The sequence below is a fragment of the Dyadobacter sp. HNCC25DJ187 genome (assembly GCF_056895255.1).
On record NZ_JBXHAT010000003.1, the window covers coordinates 131,386 to 151,758 of the forward strand.

The following is a 20,373-nucleotide window of genomic DNA, read 5'->3' on the forward strand; positions in this document are numbered from 1 at the left end:
ATACCGGAAACTATGAGCATTAACGCAAAACACCTTGCCACATTTATCCTAGGGGCTGCTGCCGGGGTTGCAGCACATAAGTATTTGCAAACCGAGGAAGGAGAAAAGCTTCTGGAAGATTTGAAGACCAAAGCGAGTGATCTGAAGTCGGAAGCAGAAGGAGCTATAGATAAAGCACCTGAATATTTTGATGAGCTGAAAACGAAAGGTTCAGAAGCATTAAAAACGAGTTTCCCGGATGCAGAATCTTTCCTTAAAGATTTGTATGCCAAATTTACCAGCAAGCCAGGTAATGAAGGTGCCGGGACTGACCCTATCCCTGATCCTATCTCATAGCATTTAGTTTCAGTAAATATTTGAACCCGGTGTAGAAAGCCGGGTTTTTTTATTGATCTAGCACACCGTTCAGCTGCATGTATTGTATCAGCATGATTGTCTTGGCATCTTTAATTTCACCATTTTCTACCATGGTTAACGCATCAGCAAAAGGAATTTCCATCACTTCAATATTTTCATGTTCGTCCGCACAGCCGCCACCATCTCCTATTCGCATGTCATCAGTATAGGGAGCTACAAAAAAGTAAAGAATCTCTGTTACTGAACCTGGCGACATATATGCTTCAAAAACTTTTGTGATATCTCCTATACGATACCCGGTTTCTTCCTCTGTTTCCTTACGGATACAGTCTTCTGCATTGTCTTTGTCCAGCAGACCTGCACAGGCTTCGATCATCATTCCTGTGTCATTTCCGTTAATGTAAGTGGGAAGACGAAATTGATGGGTCAGGATAACCGTTTGCTTTTCCTGATTATAAAGCAGAATAACAGCTCCGTTTCCACGATCATACGCTTCTCTTGACTGTCTGTCCCATTCTCCATTGGCTTTGAGGTAGTCAAAGGTAAATTTCTTTAAAGTGTACCAGTTATTGGACAAAATTTCCTCGGAAATTAGTTTGATATTGTTGTTCATATTTGATCGATATTGATTACTTTTGAACAAATGTACAGAATCAAATGAATTTTCAAAACAGAAAGAATACAATTTTAGATAAGCTTTCCCAGAAGGGAGAAGTATTTGTGAAGGAACTGGCAGACGAAATGGGTACTTCTGAGATAACTGTGCGTAGAGATTTGCTTGCGCTTGCTAATGATGGTCTGCTGTATCGTACGCATGGCGGCGCAATGCGAATTGAGCTGATAAAAACGCCTGCTCATTTTTCTAATAAGATTGCAAGCAACGCCGAAGAAAAAGACCATATTTGTCGTTTAGCAGCTCAATATGTTCATGATGGTGATATTATCTTCATGGATTGCGGGAGTACAGTTTTTCGGTTGTGCCAGTTCATCAAAAATAAGGAGATTAAGGTGGTCACCAATTCGTTACCGGTTCTGTATGAACTTATGGATTCAGTTGTAAAAGTCAATCTGGTAGGTGGTGAGGTAGATAAAGGAAGACAGGCAGTTCATGGCCGAATAGCTGAGGACCATATTGCTCGATATCAGGTCGACAAAGCGTTTGTAGGTGTTGATGGTATATCGGCTGCGAATGGATTGAGTGCTCACAGTGAGCTGGAAGCGGGCATTACCCTTGCGGCGGCGGCTCATGCAAATACGGTTTACCTGCTATGTGACGCCTCAAAAATCGGGAGCGATAAATATTTGCAATTTGCACCGGCAGATCTGATTGATGTGATCATTACCAATCAAAAAACGGAAGCCGCGCTGGAATTGGAAAAAGCAGGATTACAAGTTATTACAAATCTGAAAGAATGAATAGAAAAACAGCTTCATACTGGGTTAACAGATATAACCTTTTGCCACATCCCGAAGGCGGATATTATGCAGAAACGTACCGTGCCGGAGAAAACATCGGTGCTGATGCTCTGCCCACACGTTTTGAGGCAGGAGGCAGGTCGTTTTCCACAGGGATATACTTTTTACTTGAAAAGGGGCAGTTCTCCGCGTTTCACAAAATCAAGTCGGACGAAATGTGGCATTTTTATTCAGGAGATGTACTGGAAATTTTTGTTATCGATCCTAATACAGGCTTATTGAAGGTGATCCGTCTCGGGTCAGAGCCGGAAAACGGCGAGTCGTTTCAGGCAGTGATACCTGCCGGGAGCTGGTTCGCTTCCCGCCCTGCAAAGGATAGTACTTATGCTCTGGTGGGTTGTACCGTTTCCCCGGGTTTCGATTTTGCAGATTTCGAGATGGCCAGCAGGAAGAACTTGCTGCAGGATTATCCTCAGCATACAGATTTGATACTTGAACTGACCTGAGAAATACTTAATAGCCTATACTGGTATCATCGCCACGTGGATCAGAGCCGCCTTCCAGCCATCCGTCAGGAGTTACAAGTATGCAATCCATTCTTCCAATTGTATTTGTCTGTTGTTCAAGAATGAAGCCTTTTTCCTGCAGTTTTTTAATTGTATTTGCAGAGAATGCATTAGCCTCAAATGTGGTTTTGTCAGGAAGCCACTGATGATGAAATTTAAGTGCATTTACAGCTTGTTGCATGGTCATGCCGTGTTCGAGTACATTCAGAATGGTTTGGTATACCGATGTAATAATGGTAGAGCCGCCAGGTGTGCCTACCACCATCAGTAATTTACCGTCTTTTTCAACAATAGTCGGAGTCATGGAGGAAAGCATTCTTTTGCCTGGTGCAATGGCATTTGCTTTGTTTCCAATCAGTCCGTACATATTAGGTGTGCCTGGTTTGATGCTGAAATCATCCATTTCATTATTCATCAGATAGCCTCCGCCTTTAATAACCACTCTACTTCCATAGTTACCATTCAGTGTTGTCGTAACGGAGACGGCATTTCCATCTTTGTCTACCACTGAAAAATGCGTGGTTTCCATACTCTCGTATCCTGCAATTGTACCAGCACTGATCGTCTTACTGTCGCTGGCCGTATTCCAAGAAAAGCTTTGCCAGCGATTTTGAAGATAGCTGCTGTCCATCAGGTTTTGAGTAGGAATTTTAATAAAATCAGGATCTCCCAGAAATTTTGCACGATCGGCATATACCCTTCTCTCTGCTTCAATCATTACCTGTGTGGCGGAATCGCTGTGCCAACCCCATTTTTTCAGGGGAAAGGGCTCTGTTAGTCTCAATAGCTGTACCAGGGCTACTCCTCCGCTTGAAGGCGGCGGCATCGTAATCACTTTATAATTTTTATATACTTCAGAGATTGTTTCCCGCCATTTCGAATGATAGGATTTCAGGTCGTTTAGAGTAATGATTCCTTCCTGATCACGATTGATATCTTTCACGAGTTGTTTCGCTACTTTTCCTCTGTAAAACCCATCCCTTCCTTTCTTTTGTATGCGTTTCAGTACTTTCGCCAGGTCTTTCTGAACCAGCCTGTCTCCGGCAATCCATTCACTACCATCATTTTTCTGAAAATAAGTTGTGCCGGGGTTGAGTTGAAGCAAATCCTTTTTGATTGCGTTCAGGCCTCTTGCCTCTCGTTCGGTTTGAATTATACCTTTTTGAGCAAGCGCTAGTGCTGGCTGCAGCAGTGCTTTCCAAGGAAGTTTTCCAAACTTTTGATGTGCCTCCGCCATGCCGTCTACCGATCCGGGAACACCTGACGCCAGTCTACCCAAAGTACTGGCGTTTTTAATAACATTTTTATCCTTGTCCAGATACATATCTGCATTCCCTTTTTCCGGAGCTTTTTCTCTGAAATCAATACTGCTTGTATTGCCTGCGCTATCGCGATAGACCAGAAATCCACCTCCCGCAATATTACCTGCTGATGGATGAACTACTGCCAGTGCAAACTGTACAGCAATAGCCGCATCAATGGCATTTCCACCAGCCTTTAATATTTCAATACCTACCTTGGATGCTTCAGGATGCTGAGATGCAACCATTCCATTTTTTGCTAATACACCTTTTCTATCACTAAAAAATGATTTTTGATTGGGATCATCTGAAAGAAACTGATAAAAACCTGATGATTCCTGAACAGGCTTTTGCGCGGCTGAAAATTCAGAAAAGTATAGAAAGAGCAGGATAAAGGTAAGGCACTTTTTCATAGGAGCATTTGTATCAGAAATCCGAAAGTATACAAAAGCAATGTACTAAACGTTTTTCAAAAATAGCGTTGAGAATGCCGTTGGTAGTATTAATCTGTTGCTGTTCACATGGTTTTCCTGCCTTTCGTCCTAATTTGTCTTGTGGTAAGGTTTGATCCTGTTACTTTTCAGAATAATTCTTTATTTGCGTATCTATATCCAGGGCATCCAAATATGAAATCACTACGTCAGTTATGGGAAAGCTTTAGGTTTGCCTGGCAAGCTCTCAGGTCGAACCTTACCCGTACTACCCTATCCCTGCTAGGCGTGACCGTAGGTATCTTTGCCATTGTGGCAGTTTTTACTATTGTAGATTCACTTGAAAAGGGAATTAAAGACAGCATGAGTTTCATCGGCGACAAGGTTATTTATGTACAGAAATGGCCCTGGGGGTTTGGCGGCGAATACCAATGGTGGAAGTATTTTCAATGGCCGGAGCCCACATATGCCGAGTATAAATATTTGTACGACAACCTGGAATCAGCCAGCGCAGTGGGGGTATTCGATTCACGGGGTGGCATGACCTTAAAGAACGGCTCCAATAGTATTCAAGGCTCTATTCAGGGCATATCTTACGAATATAATCTGATATCTGATATACCCATAGGTAGTGGTCGTTATTTTATGCCTTTGGAAAGCTCAAGCGCCAGAAATGTAGCGATTGTAGGTGCCGATATTGCTGCTGCCCTGTTTCCCGGGCTGGATCCTGTCGGAAAAGAATTCAAGCTGGCAGGTAATAAGTTTGTGGTGATAGGTGTGCAGCAAAAGAAGGGGGAAAGTCTGGTAGATTTTGGTGGCAATCCGGATAAAAATTGTTATATCCCATTTTCGTCATTTTCCAAGCTGTTCCAATCGGGTAGACGAAGAGCAACTACTGTTGTAAAGGGTTTTCCTGAAGATGAAGGCATGCAGCAAGTAGAGGCTGAAATAACAGGTTTAATGCGTACCAAACGAGGAATTAAACCGCGTGATGGCAATAATTTCTCACTAAACCGACCTGAAGCTGCAGCTCAGGCGCTGGAGGGTTTGTTTGGTGTATTAACGCTGGCAGGCTGGGTAATAGGTAGTTTCTCTATATTGGTAGGGGGATTCGGGATTGCCAATATCATGTTTGTGTCGGTGAAAGAACGTACCAATCTGATTGGTATACAGAAATCACTCGGAGCAAAAAACTATTCAATTCTGTTTCAATTCTTATTTGAGGCAGTCATGCTGAGTCTGGTAGGTGGATTGGTGGGTATATTCCTTGTATACATACTTTCATTCATTCCGATGGGTTCGCTGCAAATCATACTTTCATTCAGGAATGTACTGCTTGGCTTGGGGGTGTCCAGTGTAATTGGTGTTTTGTCAGGTATTATTCCGGCAATGCTTGCTGCCAGAATGGATCCTGTTATAGCCATACGCGCTAAATAATAACTAGGAAAAATGAAACCATTTTCCGAAGTTCGCCTTATATCACATACTTAGAAAACTTATTATCATGCGAAAGTGGGTTATTTTTATTGTTTTCCTGGCGATCGTGTTCGGGGTTCTTTATTATCTGACATTTGGATATTACAGCGAAGGCAAACGGGGAGGTTTCGTTACCCAATTGAGTAACAAAGGGTATTTGTTCAAGACTTATGAAGGTGAGCTCAGAATGGGTGGGCTTAGTGAGGGAGACGGTACCATGAACTCATCTCAATGGGTATTCTCTGTGAGCAGTAAAAATAAAGACGCTATTGCTAAAATTGAGGAAGCAATTCAGAACGGTCATCGTGTATCATTGACTTACGAGCAGAAGTTTTTTACACTTCCATGGAACGGAGATACCAAATTCTTTGTCACAAATGTGGAAATATTGGGAGGTGGAAGAAATAACTTTCCATCTGCAGAGCCACAGTCTGAACCATTGCCCGCTCCTACCGAGATAGATACTTCTGCAGTTTTGTAGTTCTAAATTATTCTAAAGGTGCGAAGGATATTAGTCCTTCGCACCTTTTTTTATCCTCCTGCTTTTTTTGCCTTGTAATTTTTAGAAACAAGCCATGCAATGACCTTTTCGCGGTGATCGCCCTGCAATTGCACTTCTTCATCTTTAACGGTTCCTCCGCTGCCGCAAAGACCTTTCAGCTGTTTTCCCAAGGTTTCCAAATCGTCATTTTTACCAATAAAACCTTTGACAACAGTAATGACTTTTCCTCCTCCTTTACGATCCAGCCATATCCGTAAATCCTGTTGCTGAGGAGCAAGTGTATCCAATTCTTGTTCAGAAGCATCCTGGTATTCGAAATCAGGATTGGTTGAGTATATGACTCCGGTGCGATTTTTCTTTGACATTCTATTCTGACTTTTATACTATGTCTGTTCAGACAATGATGTTTAAACTCTTGGGACGAACAGAAACCTTTATGTTGGTAGTTGCTAATTGGTGCGGTTCTCCATCGTAATGTATAACAGGAGGCGTTTCCGTTTGTATGACAGTTTCAGTAATTTTCTGATATGAGATATACTCAGATGGCCTCATTTGTTTGCTAAACAGCTGATAGGCCAATGATGTTCCAAACCATTTAGGGAATGGTCTGATCGTGCATTGATCAAGAACACCATCCTGTAAATCAGCATGAGGCGCTATCCACGCATTATTGCCAAATTGCCCGGCATTTGCGAAGGACACAGAGAATGCATCTACATGTTTCCCATTGATAGTAAACTGCTGAGGTTTGTATGTCCAATAAGCATTAAATGAAACATTAATATAAGTGGCTAACCCTCTTGTAGCTTGTTGACTGAAAAGTTGCCCTACATAAGCATCAAATCCCATTCCTGCCGTGCAAAAAAAAGGAATGTCGTTAATCAATCCACTATCAATGGTAATTACTTTTCCTGTAAATAGTTTGTTCAGAGCCTGATCGAAATTTAATGGCAGACTGAGATGCCTTGCAAGTCCGTTTCCGGAGCCGACTGGTAAAATTCCAACCGGCGTTGACGTATCAACTAATGACCGTGCTATTTCATTTACAGTTCCATCTCCACCGACAGCCACAATGGCTTTCCACCTTGCAGATGCCGTATTTTGCCGGACTAGCTCAGTAGCATGACCGGGAGCCTCGGTAAAAAGGATATGGGCTGTATGATGGTTTTTTTTAGCAAAACCTTCAATCCTGCGTGCGACAGAATCTATAGTTTTCCCGATAGATGTTCCAGAATTAGGATTCAGGATAAAAAGATATTCAGCCACAGATCAAGCGAAGAATAGGAATAAGATAAGCAGAAATACAATGATGAACAGATAGTAGAGCCCATCAATAAAGGGGTATTTCTGCCGATCCAGTTTCTTGAACATATTATCAAACTTACTCATGTTAGCTTTTGACTGTTAGGTAATCGTGGTACAAAAATCTGCAAAAAATATGAGAAACCGGTTGTGACAAAATAGAATGAGCCATTGAAACCTGATATTAAATGCAGATGCCTGCCGGAACTGGTCTGGCAGGCATCTGGTACCTTTTGATATAAGAAAGATTACAATTTGTTAAACACCATTACGCCGGTTGTAGGTGTTCCGGTCCCTGTCAGATCGATTGAGACTGTAATTTTCATTTCCTTCTCTGTTTGAGATAGAGGAAAAGTTTTAACATTAGTACCGTTGGTTAGTGTCAATGTACTTCCATCAACTTTCCAAGTTGTTTCAGCATTGATAGGTAAGAAGGATGTCATGAGCGCAGTTGCATTAGGGCAATCCTTTGCAGTAACCTTATTATTTGCCATAAACTCAAATTTGAGGTCAAAAAGGCAGGGAGCAAGGGTTTTCAATGTATTAAGCTGTGGAAGGTCAGCACCTGCGGTGGTCTTAACACCATTCAATTGCCATGTGCCTACAATAGGATTGGTGTCAACGTTTTCAGGTTCCTTGTCGTCATCTTTACAAGCTACAAAAAGCATAGCCATAGCAAGAATTGAAAGGAAAAGTGTTTTTGTGAATAGTCTGTTCAGTTTCATAAATAGGGAATAAAAAAGTTGGTGTTAATCATTACGTTAATGAGAAAGTAAAAGTAGTCTAAAATATTGTTTCAAAATTCAAATATCTATGATGTAGCCTGATTTTCAGCCGTATTCACTTTACTAAAAAACAACTGTAACAGTTCTTCAGCTGCATCCGTTGGTAACTCCTTGCCAGCTTCCAACGCCTTTTCAATGGCTTTTATTTTCTTTCGAACTAACTGCGATTTGTAAAATTGCTCTTCAAGGGCATATTTGATCGAATCATGCATCCAATCCTTATTCTGACTTTTACGGTTCTTATTAAAAAATCCATTGTTTAAAGTGAATTGCTGATAATCTGTAAGCACTTTCCATACAGCATCTATTCCGATTTGATGTTTAGCAGAGCAGGTGACTACTTTTGGTTGAAAACCGGATTCTGATTTAGGGAATAGGTGAAGTGCGTTTTGATATTCCTGAGCGGCATTTTGTGCAGGTATTCTGTTATCGCCATCTGCTTTATTAATGACAATAGCATCAGCCATCTCCATGATTCCCCTTTTGATACCTTGCAGCTCGTCTCCGGCACCAGCCAGCATCAGTAGCAAAAAAAAGTCCGTCATGCTTTTTACCAAAGTCTCCGACTGGCCCACGCCTACGGTTTCAACAATGATGATCTCGAACCCTGCTGCCTCGCATAGGAGTATGGTTTCACGTGTGTTACGCGCTACGCCACCTGTATGCAGGCTTGATGCGGACGGGCGGATAAATGCTTTAGGGTTACGAGAAAGTTTTTCCATCCGTGTTTTATCAGCCAGAATACTTCCACCTGATTTTTTACTGGAAGGGTCAATAGTAAGTACGGCAACATTTGTATGTCGCTCCGCAATATGGATCCCCAGCGTCTCAATGAATGTACTTTTACCTACACCAGGTATTCCTGTAATTCCGATACGAAATGATTTGCCGGAATGAGGAAGGATGGCTTTAAGAATATTCCTGGCCAGAATGCGGTCTTCCGGCAAATTGCTCTCTATGACTGTTATAGCACGACTCAGTACCATGCGGTCACCGGAAAGAATACCTGCGCTGTAAGCATCTGCTGAAAGCCGCTGTCTCATGGTTGGGTTTATTTGAATATAAGTAAAAGTCGGCAGGTACGGGTAAAAATGAAACTTTTTGAGATAAAAAAACGCGAAAACCTGTATATTGCTCGTTTTCAACAACATCTTTTAATAAGTCATCATCATAATGAAAATTTCAAACATCTGTTATGGGATAGCTGCTTTGTGTTTATTCGGTGTTTCGGGCGTTTTTGCTCAGGAAGCAGAAAAAGCGAAGTACGATGCTCATGTTCTATTCCACCCTCTTTTTAATTTCCAGCCCGGAAGTGAATACCGTACAGGAAGCGGAGCACCGGGACCTAAATACTGGCAGAATAAGGCTGACTATAAAATCAATGTTGCGTTGGACGAGCAAAAAGGCACGGTCAGTGGAGATGTTGAGATCATCTACAAAAATAACAGTCCTGAGAACCAGGAATTCATTTGGCTTCAACTGGATCAGAATGCATTTGGCAGTCATTCAAGAGGTGCCAAAACAACGGCTGTAACTGGTGGTCGTTTTGGTAATACGGGATTCAATGGAGGAGATTCTCTGCACTCTGTTCAGATACAGCAGGGTAAAGACAAGTTTGTTACCGCTAATTATATCGTTGACGATACCCGTTTGCAAATTCGTCTGGCAACTCCGGTGAAAGCGAATGGTGATGTGATCCGTATCAAAATAGGTTATTCTTTCAAGATCCCTCAGTATGGTTCTGACCGTATGGGAACACTGGAAACAAAAAACGGGATTGTATATGAAATGGCACAGTGGTATCCGCGTGTAGCTGTTTTTGACGATATCGAAGGATGGAACGTATTGCCTTACCTGGGTGCCGGCGAGTTCTATCTTGAATATGGTGATTTTGAATACAATGTTACTGTACCATGGGATCATATCGTAGTTGGCTCAGGAGAATTATTGAATCCGAATGATGTGCTTACTGCCGAGCAACGTAAAAGACTTGCTGCCGCAGCAAAAAGTGACGAAACGGTTATGATTCGTAGTGCTGAAGAGGTAACTAATCCTGCTACCCGCCCTAAGCAGTCAGGTACATTAACGTGGAAATTTAAATGCCTTCAGGCGCGGGATATTGCCTGGGCAACTTCAAAGGCGTTTGTATGGGATGCAGCTAAAATGAATCTTCCAAATGGAAAAACAGCATTGGCACAGTCGGCATATCCTGCTGAGGATGGCGGAGCTGACGGCTGGGGGCGTTCAACAGAATATGTAAAGGGTTGTATTGAATTCTATTCATCTTATGTCCACGAATATACCTACCCGGTTGCTACCAACGTAGCGGGGATTGTAGGTGGAATGGAGTATCCGGGAATTGTATTCTGTAGCAGCAAAAGTAGAAAAGAGGATCTTTGGGGAGTAACAGACCATGAATTTGGTCATAACTGGTTTCCTATGATTGTAGGTAACAATGAACGTAAATATGCCTGGATGGATGAAGGGTTTAATACCTTCATTAACTTTTTGTCAGGAGATCATTTCAATAACGGAGAGTATAAGGACACGCAAATGAATAATCTGCACCGCCTGGCCCCGATTATTTTCAGACCCAAAGCAGACCCGATTATGACTGTACCTGATGTAATTCAACCAAATAACCTGGGTTGGGAAGCATATTATAAGCCCGCATTGGGGTTGAAAATGCTGAGAGAGCAGGTGTTGGGTAAGGACAGATTTGATTACGCGTTCAAAACCTATGTGAAAAGATGGGCATTTAAGCACCCGACACCTTACGACTTTTTCCGTACAATGGAAGATGCAGCCGGAGAAGATCTTGGGTGGTTCTGGAAAGGATGGTTTTTTGAAAACTACAAACTGGACCAGAGTGTGAAGGATGTTGCTTATGTAGGCCAGAATCCGGAAAAAGGATCATTGATCACCATCGAAAACCTGAATCAATGGGCAATGCCTGCGAAAGTAGATATAGAGGAGGTAAGTGGGAAGAAAACGCGCGTTGAGCTTCCTGTTGAAATCTGGCAGAGAGGTGGTACCTGGACTTTCCGTGCTGCAACTACTCAACCTATTCGTTCGGTAACGATTGACCCGGATCATAATCTTCCGGATATTCAGCCTGAAAATAATGTATGGAAGCCTGCTAAATATGTAGAAGCAGAACCGGAAGTGAACTAGATTATCTATCACGAAAAAAAGCCTTTCTGTTGATAAAACAGGAAGGCTTTTTTCGTAATCAGTCAGTTACCTGAAGCTTATACTGTCAGCAGCATAGCTCCGTAAGAATATCCACCCCCAAATACGGTTACTACAATATTATTTCCTTTCACAAATTTTTCCTGATTTTCGGATAATGCGATGGCGCACCCGGCACATCCTGTATTGCCCAGATATTGGATATTAGAAAGTAGCTTCTCAGCAGGGATACCCATTGTATTGATCACATTCAGACTAATCCGATGGTTGGCCTGATGAGGGATCAGATAGTCCAGGTCATCAATAGTGAGGCCGCAAGCCTGTATTACCTGCTGACTTACCTTTGGCATATAAATACATGCATTCTGGAATACGTCTCTTCCAAACGGCATAACCACCCCACGGTCATTGGGGCGTAACACAACAGCCTCAATAGCTTTTCCACTGGTTGCAGCTCCTCCGGTAATCAGCTTTTTGATATGCATATCTTTGTCAGTCTGCCTTTCTTTTGAAATGAGTAAGGCAGAGGCACCATCACCCCACAAATGGCCAGAAACAGTATCCTGCTCATTATTGTAGGCAGTATTATGATCAGAAACTACAACCAATGCTTTTGAGGCTTTTCCCATTGCAAAATATCCTTCTACAATTTCGATAGCATTAAGCAAAGATGAGCAGGCTGATGAAATGGTTACAACAGGAATATCTGGTATCTGTAATTGATGTTGAACCGCATGACCGAGCGTAACAATAGTATCGTACGGCGTATAAGTTGCGCCAACAATCAGATCAATTTCGTTTTTGCTGTAAGGAATATTTTCTAATAAGGCATCAACTGCCTTCATACCCATAGTAGCTGTATTTTCATCAGGCGCAGCTCTTCTTCTTTCCGAAATGCCGGTGCGAGATACAATCCACTCATCAGAAAGGTTGTTGAGTTTTGTAAAATATTCATTGCCAATAACTTGGCTTGGTAAATAATGACTTACTGTATTAATATACATGGTTGAGAAGTTGACTTCGCAAGCTAAAATTCTGCTTTAATTCCGAAAGTTAAATATTTCATAGAAAACGTAGTATTTGATATTTGAACAATTCAATAATTAATTTATAAAATTATAATACTACGGGAGTTTTCAAATTGGTGTACTTATTGATCTGACTGTAAAATTTTAATAACTTTTGATGCTCCGAGCCCCAGTTGTAAAGTTTTTCTGCGGCTACTCTGCCATTATTTCCCATCACTCGGGACTTATCAGGATGGGCTATAATCCATTCCATGCTTTCAGATAGTGAATGAGCATCCTGAGGTGTTATACAAAACCCGCAACCTGATTGCTGAATTACATCTTTATATAAAGGGAAGTCTGATGTAATGACTGGCAAATTTAATGCCATATATTCAAATAATTTGGTTGTATAAGAATCCGGATAATCTGCTACCGGTTTTAAAAGTGCAATTCCTCCAACGCAGTGCTTCGCATATGGCAATACTTTTTTCAAATCGGTATATCCGTAAAAGATTAAATGTTTTTTTACTAGATGATAATCTGGTAGTTGCTCTGCATCTTTCTTCTGAAAACGAACCGGCCCGAATAAGTGAATTCTGAGATCGGGGTATTTATGAACTATAGAAGCAAGTGCGGCAACCAATACATCAAAACACCTTTCCATCGAAACTACTCCGCAATATAAAAATGAAGTTTGACTGGTTTGCCATGCTGTATTTTGGGTGGCGTATTGGTCAATAAACGCAAGTGATACATAGTTTCTGATAACTACAGATGGATATTTCAGATTTTGATACTCGCTGAGATAAGCATCATCAGTAAAAATGCAATGGAACTGATTTCTGGCATAGGAATCAAGATGTCTGAAAAGAAATCTGAAAATAGCGTGATTGTTATGTTTTTTGATTTCAAATTTCTTGAATAAGTTTTCCTGTACTTCATAGACAATTTCTGCACCCAGCCATTTAAATAGAATTGCTAATGGAATGAGTTCCGGAACAAAAATGTGAACATAGTCGGCACGCAGCCTGAAACATTTCCATAATATCACCGGATGACAAAGAAAAATTCTTTTCAGCAAACTTCGGTACCGCGGCAACCAAATCATTCTTGTATTGGCAGAATCAGTATAGACATTACTTTTATCCCCTGGTAAGGCACATATTACTTCAAAGCATGCAGTCAGCGAAGGTGCTGTCTTGTACACAATCCTGGGATCTGTTGCCGGATGTATACTGCTGAGAAGCAAAACACGTTTCATCGCGCGAGCGTTACAATGGATACGCCTGAAGAGGTTCCGATACGGTCGGCTCCTGCTTCTATAAAAGCCACAATCTGCTCATAAGTTTTGATTCCTCCTGATGCTTTGATCTTCACGGCAGGAGGAAGGATAGACCTCATCTTGCGGACGGTTTCGAGTTCTGCGCCGATGGGTGCAAATCCTGTAGATGTTTTTACAAAATCAACTCCGGATTCCGCACATATTTCGCAAGCGGTATATAGGTCAAAAGCGTCCAGATAAGCTGTCTCTAAAATCATTTTCAGAATTGCGCTGCGTTCATGAACCAACTTTGTCAATTGTGTAATTTCATTCCGAATGCTCAGATATGCCATAGACTTGAACTGGGACATATTCATTACCACATCCAGTTCGGTAGCACCATTCTCCAGCGCCTCCTGTGCTTCGGCCATTTTCGCCTTGGTTGTAGAATAACCAAGCGGAAATCCTATCACTGTTGCAATTTCGATTTTAACCGGACAAAACTCCATCATTTCTTTGGTATAAGCCACATAAGTGGGAGCAATGCATATTGCTTTGAATTGATGAATCCAGGCTTCTTCACACACTTTCCGGATATCCGTTTCCCTAGCCGTCGGACTTAGTAAAGTGTGATCAATATAAGAGGAAATGTCATTCATAAAGGGACGTACCATTAATACAAAAACCCTGTCTCAGCGACAGGGCCCTTGCTATATCATCATGTCAGCCCGGCTTGATCAGGCTTTTGCTTTTTTCGCTTTAGGAGCAGGTGCTGCTTCCTCTTCAACTGGTGCCTCTTCTTCTACGGCAGCTGCTTCTGCAACAAAAAGTTCAGGTACATATTTAGAAAGAAGATTGTACCATGAAATGATTTTTTTGATGTCAGAAATATAAACTTTTGAACGGTCGAATTCAGGTAGAACCTTGTTTAAAAATTCGATCAGATCTTTGTCAGATGAAGCTTTAACATCAATGGATATTTGTTCTCCGTGAATCTCTCTTATTTTTAAAAACACCTCAGAAAGAGCAACAGATTCTTCTGCACCATCAGTAAATATAGAAACATCCTTAAGCACAGATACACGGGCAGTAGGGCCAATCAGTGTTTTCTCGTGTTTTTCATCCAGGCTTTCTACAATCACACCTGCACGGCTAGGCTTTAGAATACGGAAAAGTCCGCCTTTACCCGAAACATTAGCTATTTCTTTCAGCAACTCCATTCCATTTGTTTCTGATGTATCACTCATTTCTTCTATGCTATTAGTTTTTTATTTAGATTTTTCGCCATTGTAAAGGTTAAAACCAGTTGCCGGCAAGGTCAATTTCTGCGCAAAATAACAGAAAGATTCTACCTTAAACAACTCTGTACTTACCTGTTTTGGGAAAACGTTTCATTATAACTTTCTATTGTTTCCAGAATTGGCTCCCTTCCTTCGTGCTTTTCTGCCGAGGTAACGTAGAAAGGAGGTATCTCTTCCCATAACTCAGCAAGTTTTTGGGTATAAGCTTCTACCTGATTGGCTACCTGATACGCTTTCAGCTTATCCGCTTTGGTGAAAATGATGTGAAAAGGAATACCGGCTTCCCCAAGTTTTTCCATGAAATCCAGATCTACGGCTAAGGCGCTATGTCGTATATCTATGAGGACAAACGTACAAATCAGATTTTCCCGGTTATGAAGATAATCTGAAATCATTTTCTCCCATTTTTCTCGTTCTGTCTTGCTGACTTTGGCATAACCATATCCCGGCAAATCGACAAGATACCATGTATTATTAATCTCGAAGTGGTTAATCAACTGAGTTTTTCCCGGTTGCTGAGAAGTTTTCGCTAAGGATTTTTTCTCAACGAGCATATTAATAAGGGAAGATTTTCCCACATTGGAGCGCCCTATAAAGGCATATTCAGGTTTTACGGGTGCAGGGCATTTCTCATACTCGGAATTGCTCATTACATATTTGGCCTCCTGAATTTTCATAAGTATTGCAAATTAATTTGGGTGCAAAGGTACTCAATCTTTTGACGGAGATGGCATATACAGCATGTTTATGCAGGCTGAACTGAAATGATTGGTTTATAGTTATATATGGTAAAATAAAACAAAGTGGTATTTTCGTTATATCATTGTTCAAATCAGAAACAGGAGAAAAAATGAAAATTTATAAACAGTTGGTGTTCGCTTTTGCTTTAATGCTGTCAGTATCGGTTGCATTCGCTGAGGATGGTACAAAAAAGGAAGAAAAGGGAATTGTTTTTACAAAGGGTACATGGGCGGAAATATTGAAAAAAGCAAAATCTGAAAACAAGGTCATTTTCTTTGATGCCTATACAACCTGGTGTGGGCCTTGTAAGTTATTACAGAAAAATGTTTTTACACGTGCCGATGTAGCGCAGGTTTTTAACAAGAAATTTATCAATGTAAAGTTTGATATGGAAAGTGGCGAGGGCCCGATGCTCGCTGAAAAATATCCTCTGCAAGGATACCCTACACTATTTTTTATCAACCCTGATGGCACCATGGTGAAGGAAGTAATTGGTTACCAAAAGCCTGAGATGCTGATTAAAATTGGTCAGAAAATACCAAAGTATACAAAAGCTGCTGCTTTATAGTTTTTGAGTGTATCATAAAACAAAAGCGCTGGTTCGGATCCCGAACCAGCGCTTTTGCTTTGTCAAAATATCTTATTCATAGTAATTAGGAACACGATGTCCGCTGCTTTCCAATAAGCGATCTTTCTTGAAAAGTGCGACATCCGAAGTTACCATGTCATTAACAAGTGCTTTCAGGTCGTACTTAGGTTTCCATCCCAATTTAGTCATCGATTTGGTAGGATCGCCAATCAGCAATTCTACTTCCGTCGGACGGAAATAACGAGGATCAACAGCAACTACTTCTTTTCCGATTTCGATCTGGAAGTCCTGGTTGTTACATTTCGTTACTTTCGCGATTTCCTGCGCACCTTCACCGCTGAATTCCAGTTCAACCCCAACTTCAGCAAATGCCATACGTACAAAGTCGCGAATTCTGGTAGTAATTCCGGTAGCAATTACAAAATCTTCAGGAGTTTCCTGCTGAAGAATAAGCCACATGGCTTCTACAAAATCTTTGGCATGCCCCCAGTCGCGTTGTGCGTCAAGATTACCTAAGAATACTTTGTCCTGAAGGCCAAGTGCGATCCTTGCTACCGCACGGGTGATTTTACGCGTAACGAATGTTTCACCACGAAGCGGGGATTCGTGGTTGAACAAAATACCGTTTACTGCAAACATATTGTATGCTTCGCGATAATTTACTGTAATCCAATAACCATACAGTTTTGCAACTGCGTATGGAGAACGTGGATAGAATGGAGTAGTTTCTGACTGTGGAACCTGTTGAACCAAACCATACAATTCCGAGGTCGAGGCCTGATAAATTTTTGTCTTTTGGGTAAGGCCCAGTAAACGGACAGCTTCCAGAATACGTAAAGTACCTATTCCATCAACATTGGCCGTATATTCCGGTTCTTCAAAACTCACCTGAACGTGAGACATCGCACCCAGATTATAAATTTCGTCAGGCTGTACTTCCTGTATGATTCTGATAATATTCGTTGAATCACTCAGATCGCCATAATGTAAATGGAACCGGATGTTCTTTTCATGCGGATCTTCATATATATGGTCGATTCTCTGGGTATTGAACAAAGAGCTTCTTCTCTTGATACCATGCACCTCATATCCTTTGCTTAGCAGAAGCTCAGCTAGATAGGCGCCATCCTGACCTGTAATACCCGTAATGAGTGCTTTTTTCATCTGTTCGATGTATAATAATTGAAAATTACCAATGAAATAATATCTTATTCGATACCACCTGTACCAACCATCAGGCTCTTTTTAATTTCTACTCTGTCTGAAAGTATTACTGCAGATGAATACTGAGCTTTGATGGTTTCCAGATATTGTTCTGCGTCACTTCGGTAGATGAAGTCGCCGGCCTTCACTCTGTAAGTAGGCTGAGAATAGGAAACGTAGGGTGTCAGATCAGGCAAAACCTGATAAACGTAGGATTTTGCCGCATCCGCCTCCTGTCTTACATTTCCTACATAGATCTGAATACGATAACCATTAATATACTTAATAGCTTTGTTTTGCTTTGAAAGGGAATCCAGAGCAGCATCCAGTTTTTTATTGACATACAAAGGTTTGTCGCTGACATTTTTAGCTGGTGGTAGTGCTTCGGATTTTTTCTCTTCACTGAGCTGTTCCTTAGGCTCTGTATATTCAAAACGAGGACGAACTTTTGACAGATCCTCACCGTAAACCGACGAGGATGAACCTGCAATGTTTTTTTTGCTACAACCGGCTAGGCTGATAAGCGCCGGTATCAGCATTAAAAAAAGAAATTTGTTCTTCAAAAACATGTGTTATTAGTTCGAAATGAGCGCACAAACTTAACCAAAATTGGAAGAATCACCAATTCAGCGCTAATTTGAATGTAATAGCTAACTTTACAGCGATTTAAAGAATTATATATGGAAATAAGAGAGCACGTTTCACTTCTCCGCTTCAATACCTTCGGCCTGGATGCAGAAGCACGATACTTTGCAGAAGCTGACTCTGAGGAAAACCTACAGCAACTTTTAGTAAATCCTTTATATAAAGAAATTCCTAAGTTCATTCTAGGTGGTGGAAGTAACGTGCTGTTTACCCAAAATATTGATGCACTGGTGATTCATCCTGATATCAAAGGCATTGAAGTTGTAAGGCAAGATGATCAGTATATATGGTTAAGCATAGGTGGGGGAGAAGTTTGGCATGATCTTGTGATGTATTGCGTCGCAAATGGCTATGCAGGAATTGAAAATTTATCGCTTATACCTGGTACGGCCGGAGCTGCGCCCATGCAGAACATCGGCGCATATGGAGTGGAAGTAAAAGATGTCATTGAAGAAGTAAGAGCTGTTTCTATAAAGACCGGAGAACTCAGAATATTTACAAATGAGGAATGTCAGTTTGGGTACAGAGAAAGTATCTTTAAGAAAGAACTTAAAGACCAATATATTGTTACCGGCATTTTAATCAAGCTTAACAAAAAGCCGGTATTTCATGTCGAATACGGAGATATCCGCAAGACACTAGCCGACATGGGCGTGACTGATTTATCTATTCAGGCAATTAGCCAGGCTGTGGTCACTATAAGGCAAAGTAAATTACCTGATCCTGCAATAATAGGAAATGCAGGTAGTTTCTTTAAGAATCCTGAAATTGAGCAATCCCATTTTGATCATTTAAAAATCTCCTTTCCTACGATACCAGGCTATCCGACTACACCGGGAAAGATCAAAGTTCCGGCTGGATGGCTGATTGAACAGGCAGGTTGGAAAGGCTTCCGTGACGGGCAGATAGGAGTTCATGAACGACAGGCGCTTGTGCTTGTGAATTATGGCAGTGGTAAAGGAGAAGATGTTAAAGCATTATCGGAAAAAATAAAAGCGTCCGTAGCTGATAAATTCGGAGTTTCTTTGTCGACCGAGGTCAATTTTATTTAATGTAAGCGTCAAAATGCCGTCACGTAAGTTATTCGTATCAGTTTTTGTTTTTATTCTTTTTGTTGCTGTATTTTTCTTGAAAGACAAGTTTACAGGACCTCTGTATCAGGATGAACATCATTACTTTCCAGCTGCAGTTCAGTTTAGCGAAGAACCAATACCATCGTTAAATCTCCTTCTTAGTTACAATGAATTGAACACGCCGATTCCATTTATTTTAGGAGGGTGGGTTGTCAGTCTTTTCGGAGAAGATATTCAGTATTTAAGGTTGTTGACTTATGGCGTCAGCTTTTTGCTGCTTATGACTTTCATCTGGTCAGCTCCTGAACGTTCCAAGCGTTTTTTCTTATGTCTGGGAGGTCTGCTTCTGTTTCCTAATTACTATTTATGCAGTGCCTATTATTATACTGACATATTTGCCATGGCTACTACACTAGCCGGAACTGCCTTATATATAAAAGGAAAACATATTTGGGCGATGGTATTTTTCATCGCCGCTGTTTCATGCCGGCAGTATATGCTGGCGTTTCCTGCAGCGGTTGTTTGTTACGAGTTGTGGGCTTTGCTTAAAGAAAACCGAAATATTCAGGGATTTGTAGTATCTGCTCTGGCCAAAAGAAACTGGATGTGGTATGTAATCGCAGTACTGAGTATTGTGCCGTGGGTTATATTATGGAATGGTCCGGCTCCGGCCAGCGTCATGGCGGAGCAGCATTACGATTCGGATAAAATTGTCCACTATAATTTCGGGTTTGTTCTCTATTCCTGCGCTGTTATGGCCGCCTATTATGTTATTCCCGAAGTTTTATTTACTGGAAAGTGGAAGTATTTCGTCGATTATCCACGTAAACATCCGTTTTTTCTCTTGGGTTACATTGCAGTTGTTTTGGCGATTATTTTGCTTTTTCCGGCCAAACAGGCATATAATCCATACTTTACCTGGCCGTATCTGGGATACCTTGATCAGTTGCTGATGACAATAGGCATTTCAGGTATTTTGAAGCAATGTGTTTTCGGTATATTAATGCTGATCACTTTGATGCGCTTCTTTTCGCCAAATCTTAATTTTGCGAGTTTCGTTGTTTTGTTTAACCTTTTATTGCTTGGGAAAGCTCAGCTCTCATGGGATAAATATTCGCTTCCAATGATTATGGTGCTTTGGTTTTTAGCCATGTTTGATGAAGAATGGGCATTGTTGCAAAGCAGAGGGCAAAAAGTTACAACCTATTCCTTATAGCAGGTA

The 20,373-nt window shown here is 41.2% G+C and carries 22 protein-coding genes; 9 read left to right on the top strand and 13 right to left on the bottom strand.

Features of this window, described 5'->3' with window-relative positions; translation table 11 throughout:
• Positions 1-12 precede the first annotated feature (12 nt).
• On the top strand, positions 13-336 hold the full coding sequence (locus AC1XUE_RS21785) for a YtxH domain-containing protein (protein WP_483358127.1): 324 nt from the start codon (positions 13-15) through the stop codon (positions 334-336).
• Between the two features lie 49 nt (positions 337-385).
• On the opposite strand, the gene nudK is transcribed toward AC1XUE_RS21785, so the two are convergent.
• Positions 386-970 carry a GDP-mannose pyrophosphatase NudK gene (nudK, locus tag AC1XUE_RS21790; protein ID WP_483358128.1) on the bottom strand — a complete coding sequence of 195 codons (585 nt, stop codon included), beginning with the start codon at positions 968-970 and terminating at the stop codon, positions 386-388.
• Positions 971-1,014: 44 nt separating this feature from the next.
• On the opposite strand from nudK, the gene AC1XUE_RS21795 reads away from it, so the two are divergent.
• Both AC1XUE_RS21795 and AC1XUE_RS21800 read left to right on the top strand, forming a co-directional pair.
• The gene (locus AC1XUE_RS21795; RefSeq protein ID WP_483358129.1) at positions 1,015-1,773 is read left to right on the top strand and encodes a DeoR/GlpR family DNA-binding transcription regulator; all 759 of its coding nucleotides are present in this window, start codon (positions 1,015-1,017) and stop codon (positions 1,771-1,773) included.
• On the top strand, positions 1,770-2,279 hold the full coding sequence (locus AC1XUE_RS21800) for a cupin domain-containing protein (protein ID WP_483358130.1): 510 nt from the start codon (positions 1,770-1,772) through the stop codon (positions 2,277-2,279). The genes AC1XUE_RS21795 and AC1XUE_RS21800 overlap by 4 nt, the downstream gene beginning before the upstream one ends.
• A gap of 7 nt (positions 2,280-2,286) precedes the next feature.
• Here the strand turns inward: AC1XUE_RS21800 and ggt are convergent, their stop codons facing one another.
• Positions 2,287-4,053, bottom strand: coding sequence for a gamma-glutamyltransferase (ggt, locus tag AC1XUE_RS21805; RefSeq protein ID WP_483358131.1), 1,767 nt, complete (start codon positions 4,051-4,053; stop codon positions 2,287-2,289).
• 213 nt (positions 4,054-4,266) lie between these two features.
• On the opposite strand from ggt, the gene AC1XUE_RS21810 reads away from it, so the two are divergent.
• Positions 4,267-5,508, top strand: coding sequence for an ABC transporter permease (locus tag AC1XUE_RS21810; protein ID WP_483358132.1), 1,242 nt, complete (start codon positions 4,267-4,269; stop codon positions 5,506-5,508).
• Between the two features lie 67 nt (positions 5,509-5,575).
• Positions 5,576-6,028 (top strand): hypothetical protein, encoded by a 453-nt coding sequence (locus AC1XUE_RS21815; protein ID WP_483358133.1) that lies wholly within the window; start codon positions 5,576-5,578, stop codon positions 6,026-6,028.
• Positions 6,029-6,078: 50 nt separating this feature from the next.
• Here AC1XUE_RS21815 and AC1XUE_RS21820 read toward each other — a convergent pair whose 3' ends face one another.
• From AC1XUE_RS21820 to meaB, 4 genes are all read right to left on the bottom strand, one after another.
• Positions 6,079-6,414: a translation initiation factor gene (locus AC1XUE_RS21820; RefSeq protein ID WP_483358134.1), complete on the bottom strand. Its 336-nt coding sequence runs from the start codon at positions 6,412-6,414 to the stop codon at positions 6,079-6,081.
• Between the two features lie 28 nt (positions 6,415-6,442).
• Complete coding sequence (locus AC1XUE_RS21825; RefSeq protein WP_483358135.1) at positions 6,443-7,315, bottom strand: diacylglycerol/lipid kinase family protein; 873 nt, start codon at positions 7,313-7,315, stop codon at positions 6,443-6,445.
• A gap of 284 nt (positions 7,316-7,599) precedes the next feature.
• Positions 7,600-8,076 carry a lipocalin family protein gene (locus AC1XUE_RS21830; protein ID WP_483358136.1) on the bottom strand — a complete coding sequence of 159 codons (477 nt, stop codon included), beginning with the start codon at positions 8,074-8,076 and terminating at the stop codon, positions 7,600-7,602.
• Positions 8,077-8,162: 86 nt separating this feature from the next.
• Entirely contained in the window at positions 8,163-9,179 is a 1,017-nt protein-coding gene (gene meaB / locus AC1XUE_RS21835; RefSeq protein WP_483358137.1) for a methylmalonyl Co-A mutase-associated GTPase MeaB, read from the bottom strand.
• Positions 9,180-9,309: 130 nt separating this feature from the next.
• On the opposite strand from meaB, the gene AC1XUE_RS21840 reads away from it, so the two are divergent.
• Positions 9,310-11,310: a M1 family metallopeptidase gene (locus AC1XUE_RS21840; RefSeq protein ID WP_483358138.1), complete on the top strand. Its 2,001-nt coding sequence runs from the start codon at positions 9,310-9,312 to the stop codon at positions 11,308-11,310.
• A 77-nt stretch (positions 11,311-11,387) separates the two neighbouring features.
• On the opposite strand, the gene AC1XUE_RS21845 is transcribed toward AC1XUE_RS21840, so the two are convergent.
• The 5 genes from AC1XUE_RS21845 to yihA all read right to left on the bottom strand — a co-directional run bounded on the left by AC1XUE_RS21845 (position 11,388) and on the right by yihA (position 15,577).
• Positions 11,388-12,332, bottom strand: coding sequence for a 3-oxoacyl-ACP synthase III family protein (locus AC1XUE_RS21845; protein ID WP_483358139.1), 945 nt, complete (start codon positions 12,330-12,332; stop codon positions 11,388-11,390).
• Between the two features lie 112 nt (positions 12,333-12,444).
• Positions 12,445-13,599: a glycosyltransferase gene (locus AC1XUE_RS21850; RefSeq protein ID WP_483358140.1), complete on the bottom strand. Its 1,155-nt coding sequence runs from the start codon at positions 13,597-13,599 to the stop codon at positions 12,445-12,447.
• Positions 13,596-14,258 carry a deoxyribose-phosphate aldolase gene (gene deoC / locus AC1XUE_RS21855; RefSeq protein ID WP_483358141.1) on the bottom strand — a complete coding sequence of 221 codons (663 nt, stop codon included), beginning with the start codon at positions 14,256-14,258 and terminating at the stop codon, positions 13,596-13,598. The genes AC1XUE_RS21850 and deoC overlap by 4 nt, the downstream gene beginning before the upstream one ends.
• A gap of 78 nt (positions 14,259-14,336) precedes the next feature.
• The gene (locus AC1XUE_RS21860; RefSeq protein ID WP_483358142.1) at positions 14,337-14,819 is read right to left on the bottom strand and encodes a DUF5606 family protein; all 483 of its coding nucleotides are present in this window, start codon (positions 14,817-14,819) and stop codon (positions 14,337-14,339) included.
• Positions 14,820-14,968: 149 nt separating this feature from the next.
• Positions 14,969-15,577, bottom strand: a complete 609-nt coding sequence (gene yihA, locus AC1XUE_RS21865; RefSeq protein ID WP_483358143.1) for a ribosome biogenesis GTP-binding protein YihA/YsxC — start codon at positions 15,575-15,577, stop codon at positions 14,969-14,971.
• A gap of 173 nt (positions 15,578-15,750) precedes the next feature.
• Between yihA and AC1XUE_RS21870 the strand changes: the two genes are divergently transcribed.
• Positions 15,751-16,209 (top strand): thioredoxin family protein, encoded by a 459-nt coding sequence (locus AC1XUE_RS21870; protein ID WP_483358144.1) that lies wholly within the window; start codon positions 15,751-15,753, stop codon positions 16,207-16,209.
• A 72-nt stretch (positions 16,210-16,281) separates the two neighbouring features.
• On the opposite strand, the gene gmd is transcribed toward AC1XUE_RS21870, so the two are convergent.
• Both gmd and AC1XUE_RS21880 read right to left on the bottom strand, forming a co-directional pair.
• The gene (gene gmd / locus AC1XUE_RS21875; protein WP_483358145.1) at positions 16,282-17,394 is read right to left on the bottom strand and encodes a GDP-mannose 4,6-dehydratase; all 1,113 of its coding nucleotides are present in this window, start codon (positions 17,392-17,394) and stop codon (positions 16,282-16,284) included.
• 44 nt (positions 17,395-17,438) lie between these two features.
• A complete protein-coding gene (locus tag AC1XUE_RS21880; protein ID WP_483358146.1) occupies positions 17,439-18,002 on the bottom strand; it encodes an SPOR domain-containing protein in 564 nt (187 codons plus the stop codon).
• Positions 18,003-18,113: 111 nt separating this feature from the next.
• Between AC1XUE_RS21880 and murB the strand changes: the two genes are divergently transcribed.
• Positions 18,114-19,130 (top strand): UDP-N-acetylmuramate dehydrogenase, encoded by a 1,017-nt coding sequence (gene murB, locus AC1XUE_RS21885; protein WP_483358147.1) that lies wholly within the window; start codon positions 18,114-18,116, stop codon positions 19,128-19,130.
• 13 nt (positions 19,131-19,143) lie between these two features.
• Positions 19,144-20,367, top strand: a complete 1,224-nt coding sequence (locus tag AC1XUE_RS21890; RefSeq protein ID WP_483358148.1) for a hypothetical protein — start codon at positions 19,144-19,146, stop codon at positions 20,365-20,367.
• Positions 20,368-20,373 lie beyond the last annotated feature (6 nt).

Bases quoted from the DNA above. Each gene is read 5' to 3' on its own strand.
- AC1XUE_RS21785 (WP_483358127.1), top strand. From the start codon at position 13: ATGAGCATTAACGCAAAACACCTTGCCACATTTATCCTAGGGGCTGCT.
- nudK (WP_483358128.1), bottom strand. From the start codon at position 970: ATGAACAACAATATCAAACTAATTTCCGAGGAAATTTTGTCCAATAAC.
- AC1XUE_RS21795 (WP_483358129.1), top strand. From the start codon at position 1,015: ATGAATTTTCAAAACAGAAAGAATACAATTTTAGATAAGCTTTCCCAG.
- AC1XUE_RS21800 (WP_483358130.1), top strand. From the start codon at position 1,770: ATGAATAGAAAAACAGCTTCATACTGGGTTAACAGATATAACCTTTTG.
- ggt (WP_483358131.1), bottom strand. From the start codon at position 4,053: ATGAAAAAGTGCCTTACCTTTATCCTGCTCTTTCTATACTTTTCTGAA.
- AC1XUE_RS21810 (WP_483358132.1), top strand. From the start codon at position 4,267: ATGAAATCACTACGTCAGTTATGGGAAAGCTTTAGGTTTGCCTGGCAA.
- AC1XUE_RS21815 (WP_483358133.1), top strand. From the start codon at position 5,576: ATGCGAAAGTGGGTTATTTTTATTGTTTTCCTGGCGATCGTGTTCGGG.
- AC1XUE_RS21820 (WP_483358134.1), bottom strand. From the start codon at position 6,414: ATGTCAAAGAAAAATCGCACCGGAGTCATATACTCAACCAATCCTGAT.
- AC1XUE_RS21830 (WP_483358136.1), bottom strand. From the start codon at position 8,076: ATGAAACTGAACAGACTATTCACAAAAACACTTTTCCTTTCAATTCTT.
- meaB (WP_483358137.1), bottom strand. From the start codon at position 9,179: ATGAGACAGCGGCTTTCAGCAGATGCTTACAGCGCAGGTATTCTTTCC.
- AC1XUE_RS21840 (WP_483358138.1), top strand. From the start codon at position 9,310: ATGAAAATTTCAAACATCTGTTATGGGATAGCTGCTTTGTGTTTATTC.
- AC1XUE_RS21845 (WP_483358139.1), bottom strand. From the start codon at position 12,332: ATGTATATTAATACAGTAAGTCATTATTTACCAAGCCAAGTTATTGGC.
- AC1XUE_RS21850 (WP_483358140.1), bottom strand. From the start codon at position 13,599: ATGAAACGTGTTTTGCTTCTCAGCAGTATACATCCGGCAACAGATCCC.
- deoC (WP_483358141.1), bottom strand. From the start codon at position 14,258: ATGAATGACATTTCCTCTTATATTGATCACACTTTACTAAGTCCGACG.
- AC1XUE_RS21860 (WP_483358142.1), bottom strand. From the start codon at position 14,819: ATGGAGTTGCTGAAAGAAATAGCTAATGTTTCGGGTAAAGGCGGACTT.
- yihA (WP_483358143.1), bottom strand. From the start codon at position 15,577: ATGAAAATTCAGGAGGCCAAATATGTAATGAGCAATTCCGAGTATGAG.
- AC1XUE_RS21870 (WP_483358144.1), top strand. From the start codon at position 15,751: ATGAAAATTTATAAACAGTTGGTGTTCGCTTTTGCTTTAATGCTGTCA.
- gmd (WP_483358145.1), bottom strand. From the start codon at position 17,394: ATGAAAAAAGCACTCATTACGGGTATTACAGGTCAGGATGGCGCCTAT.
- AC1XUE_RS21880 (WP_483358146.1), bottom strand. From the start codon at position 18,002: ATGTTTTTGAAGAACAAATTTCTTTTTTTAATGCTGATACCGGCGCTT.
- murB (WP_483358147.1), top strand. From the start codon at position 18,114: ATGGAAATAAGAGAGCACGTTTCACTTCTCCGCTTCAATACCTTCGGC.
- AC1XUE_RS21890 (WP_483358148.1), top strand. From the start codon at position 19,144: ATGCCGTCACGTAAGTTATTCGTATCAGTTTTTGTTTTTATTCTTTTT.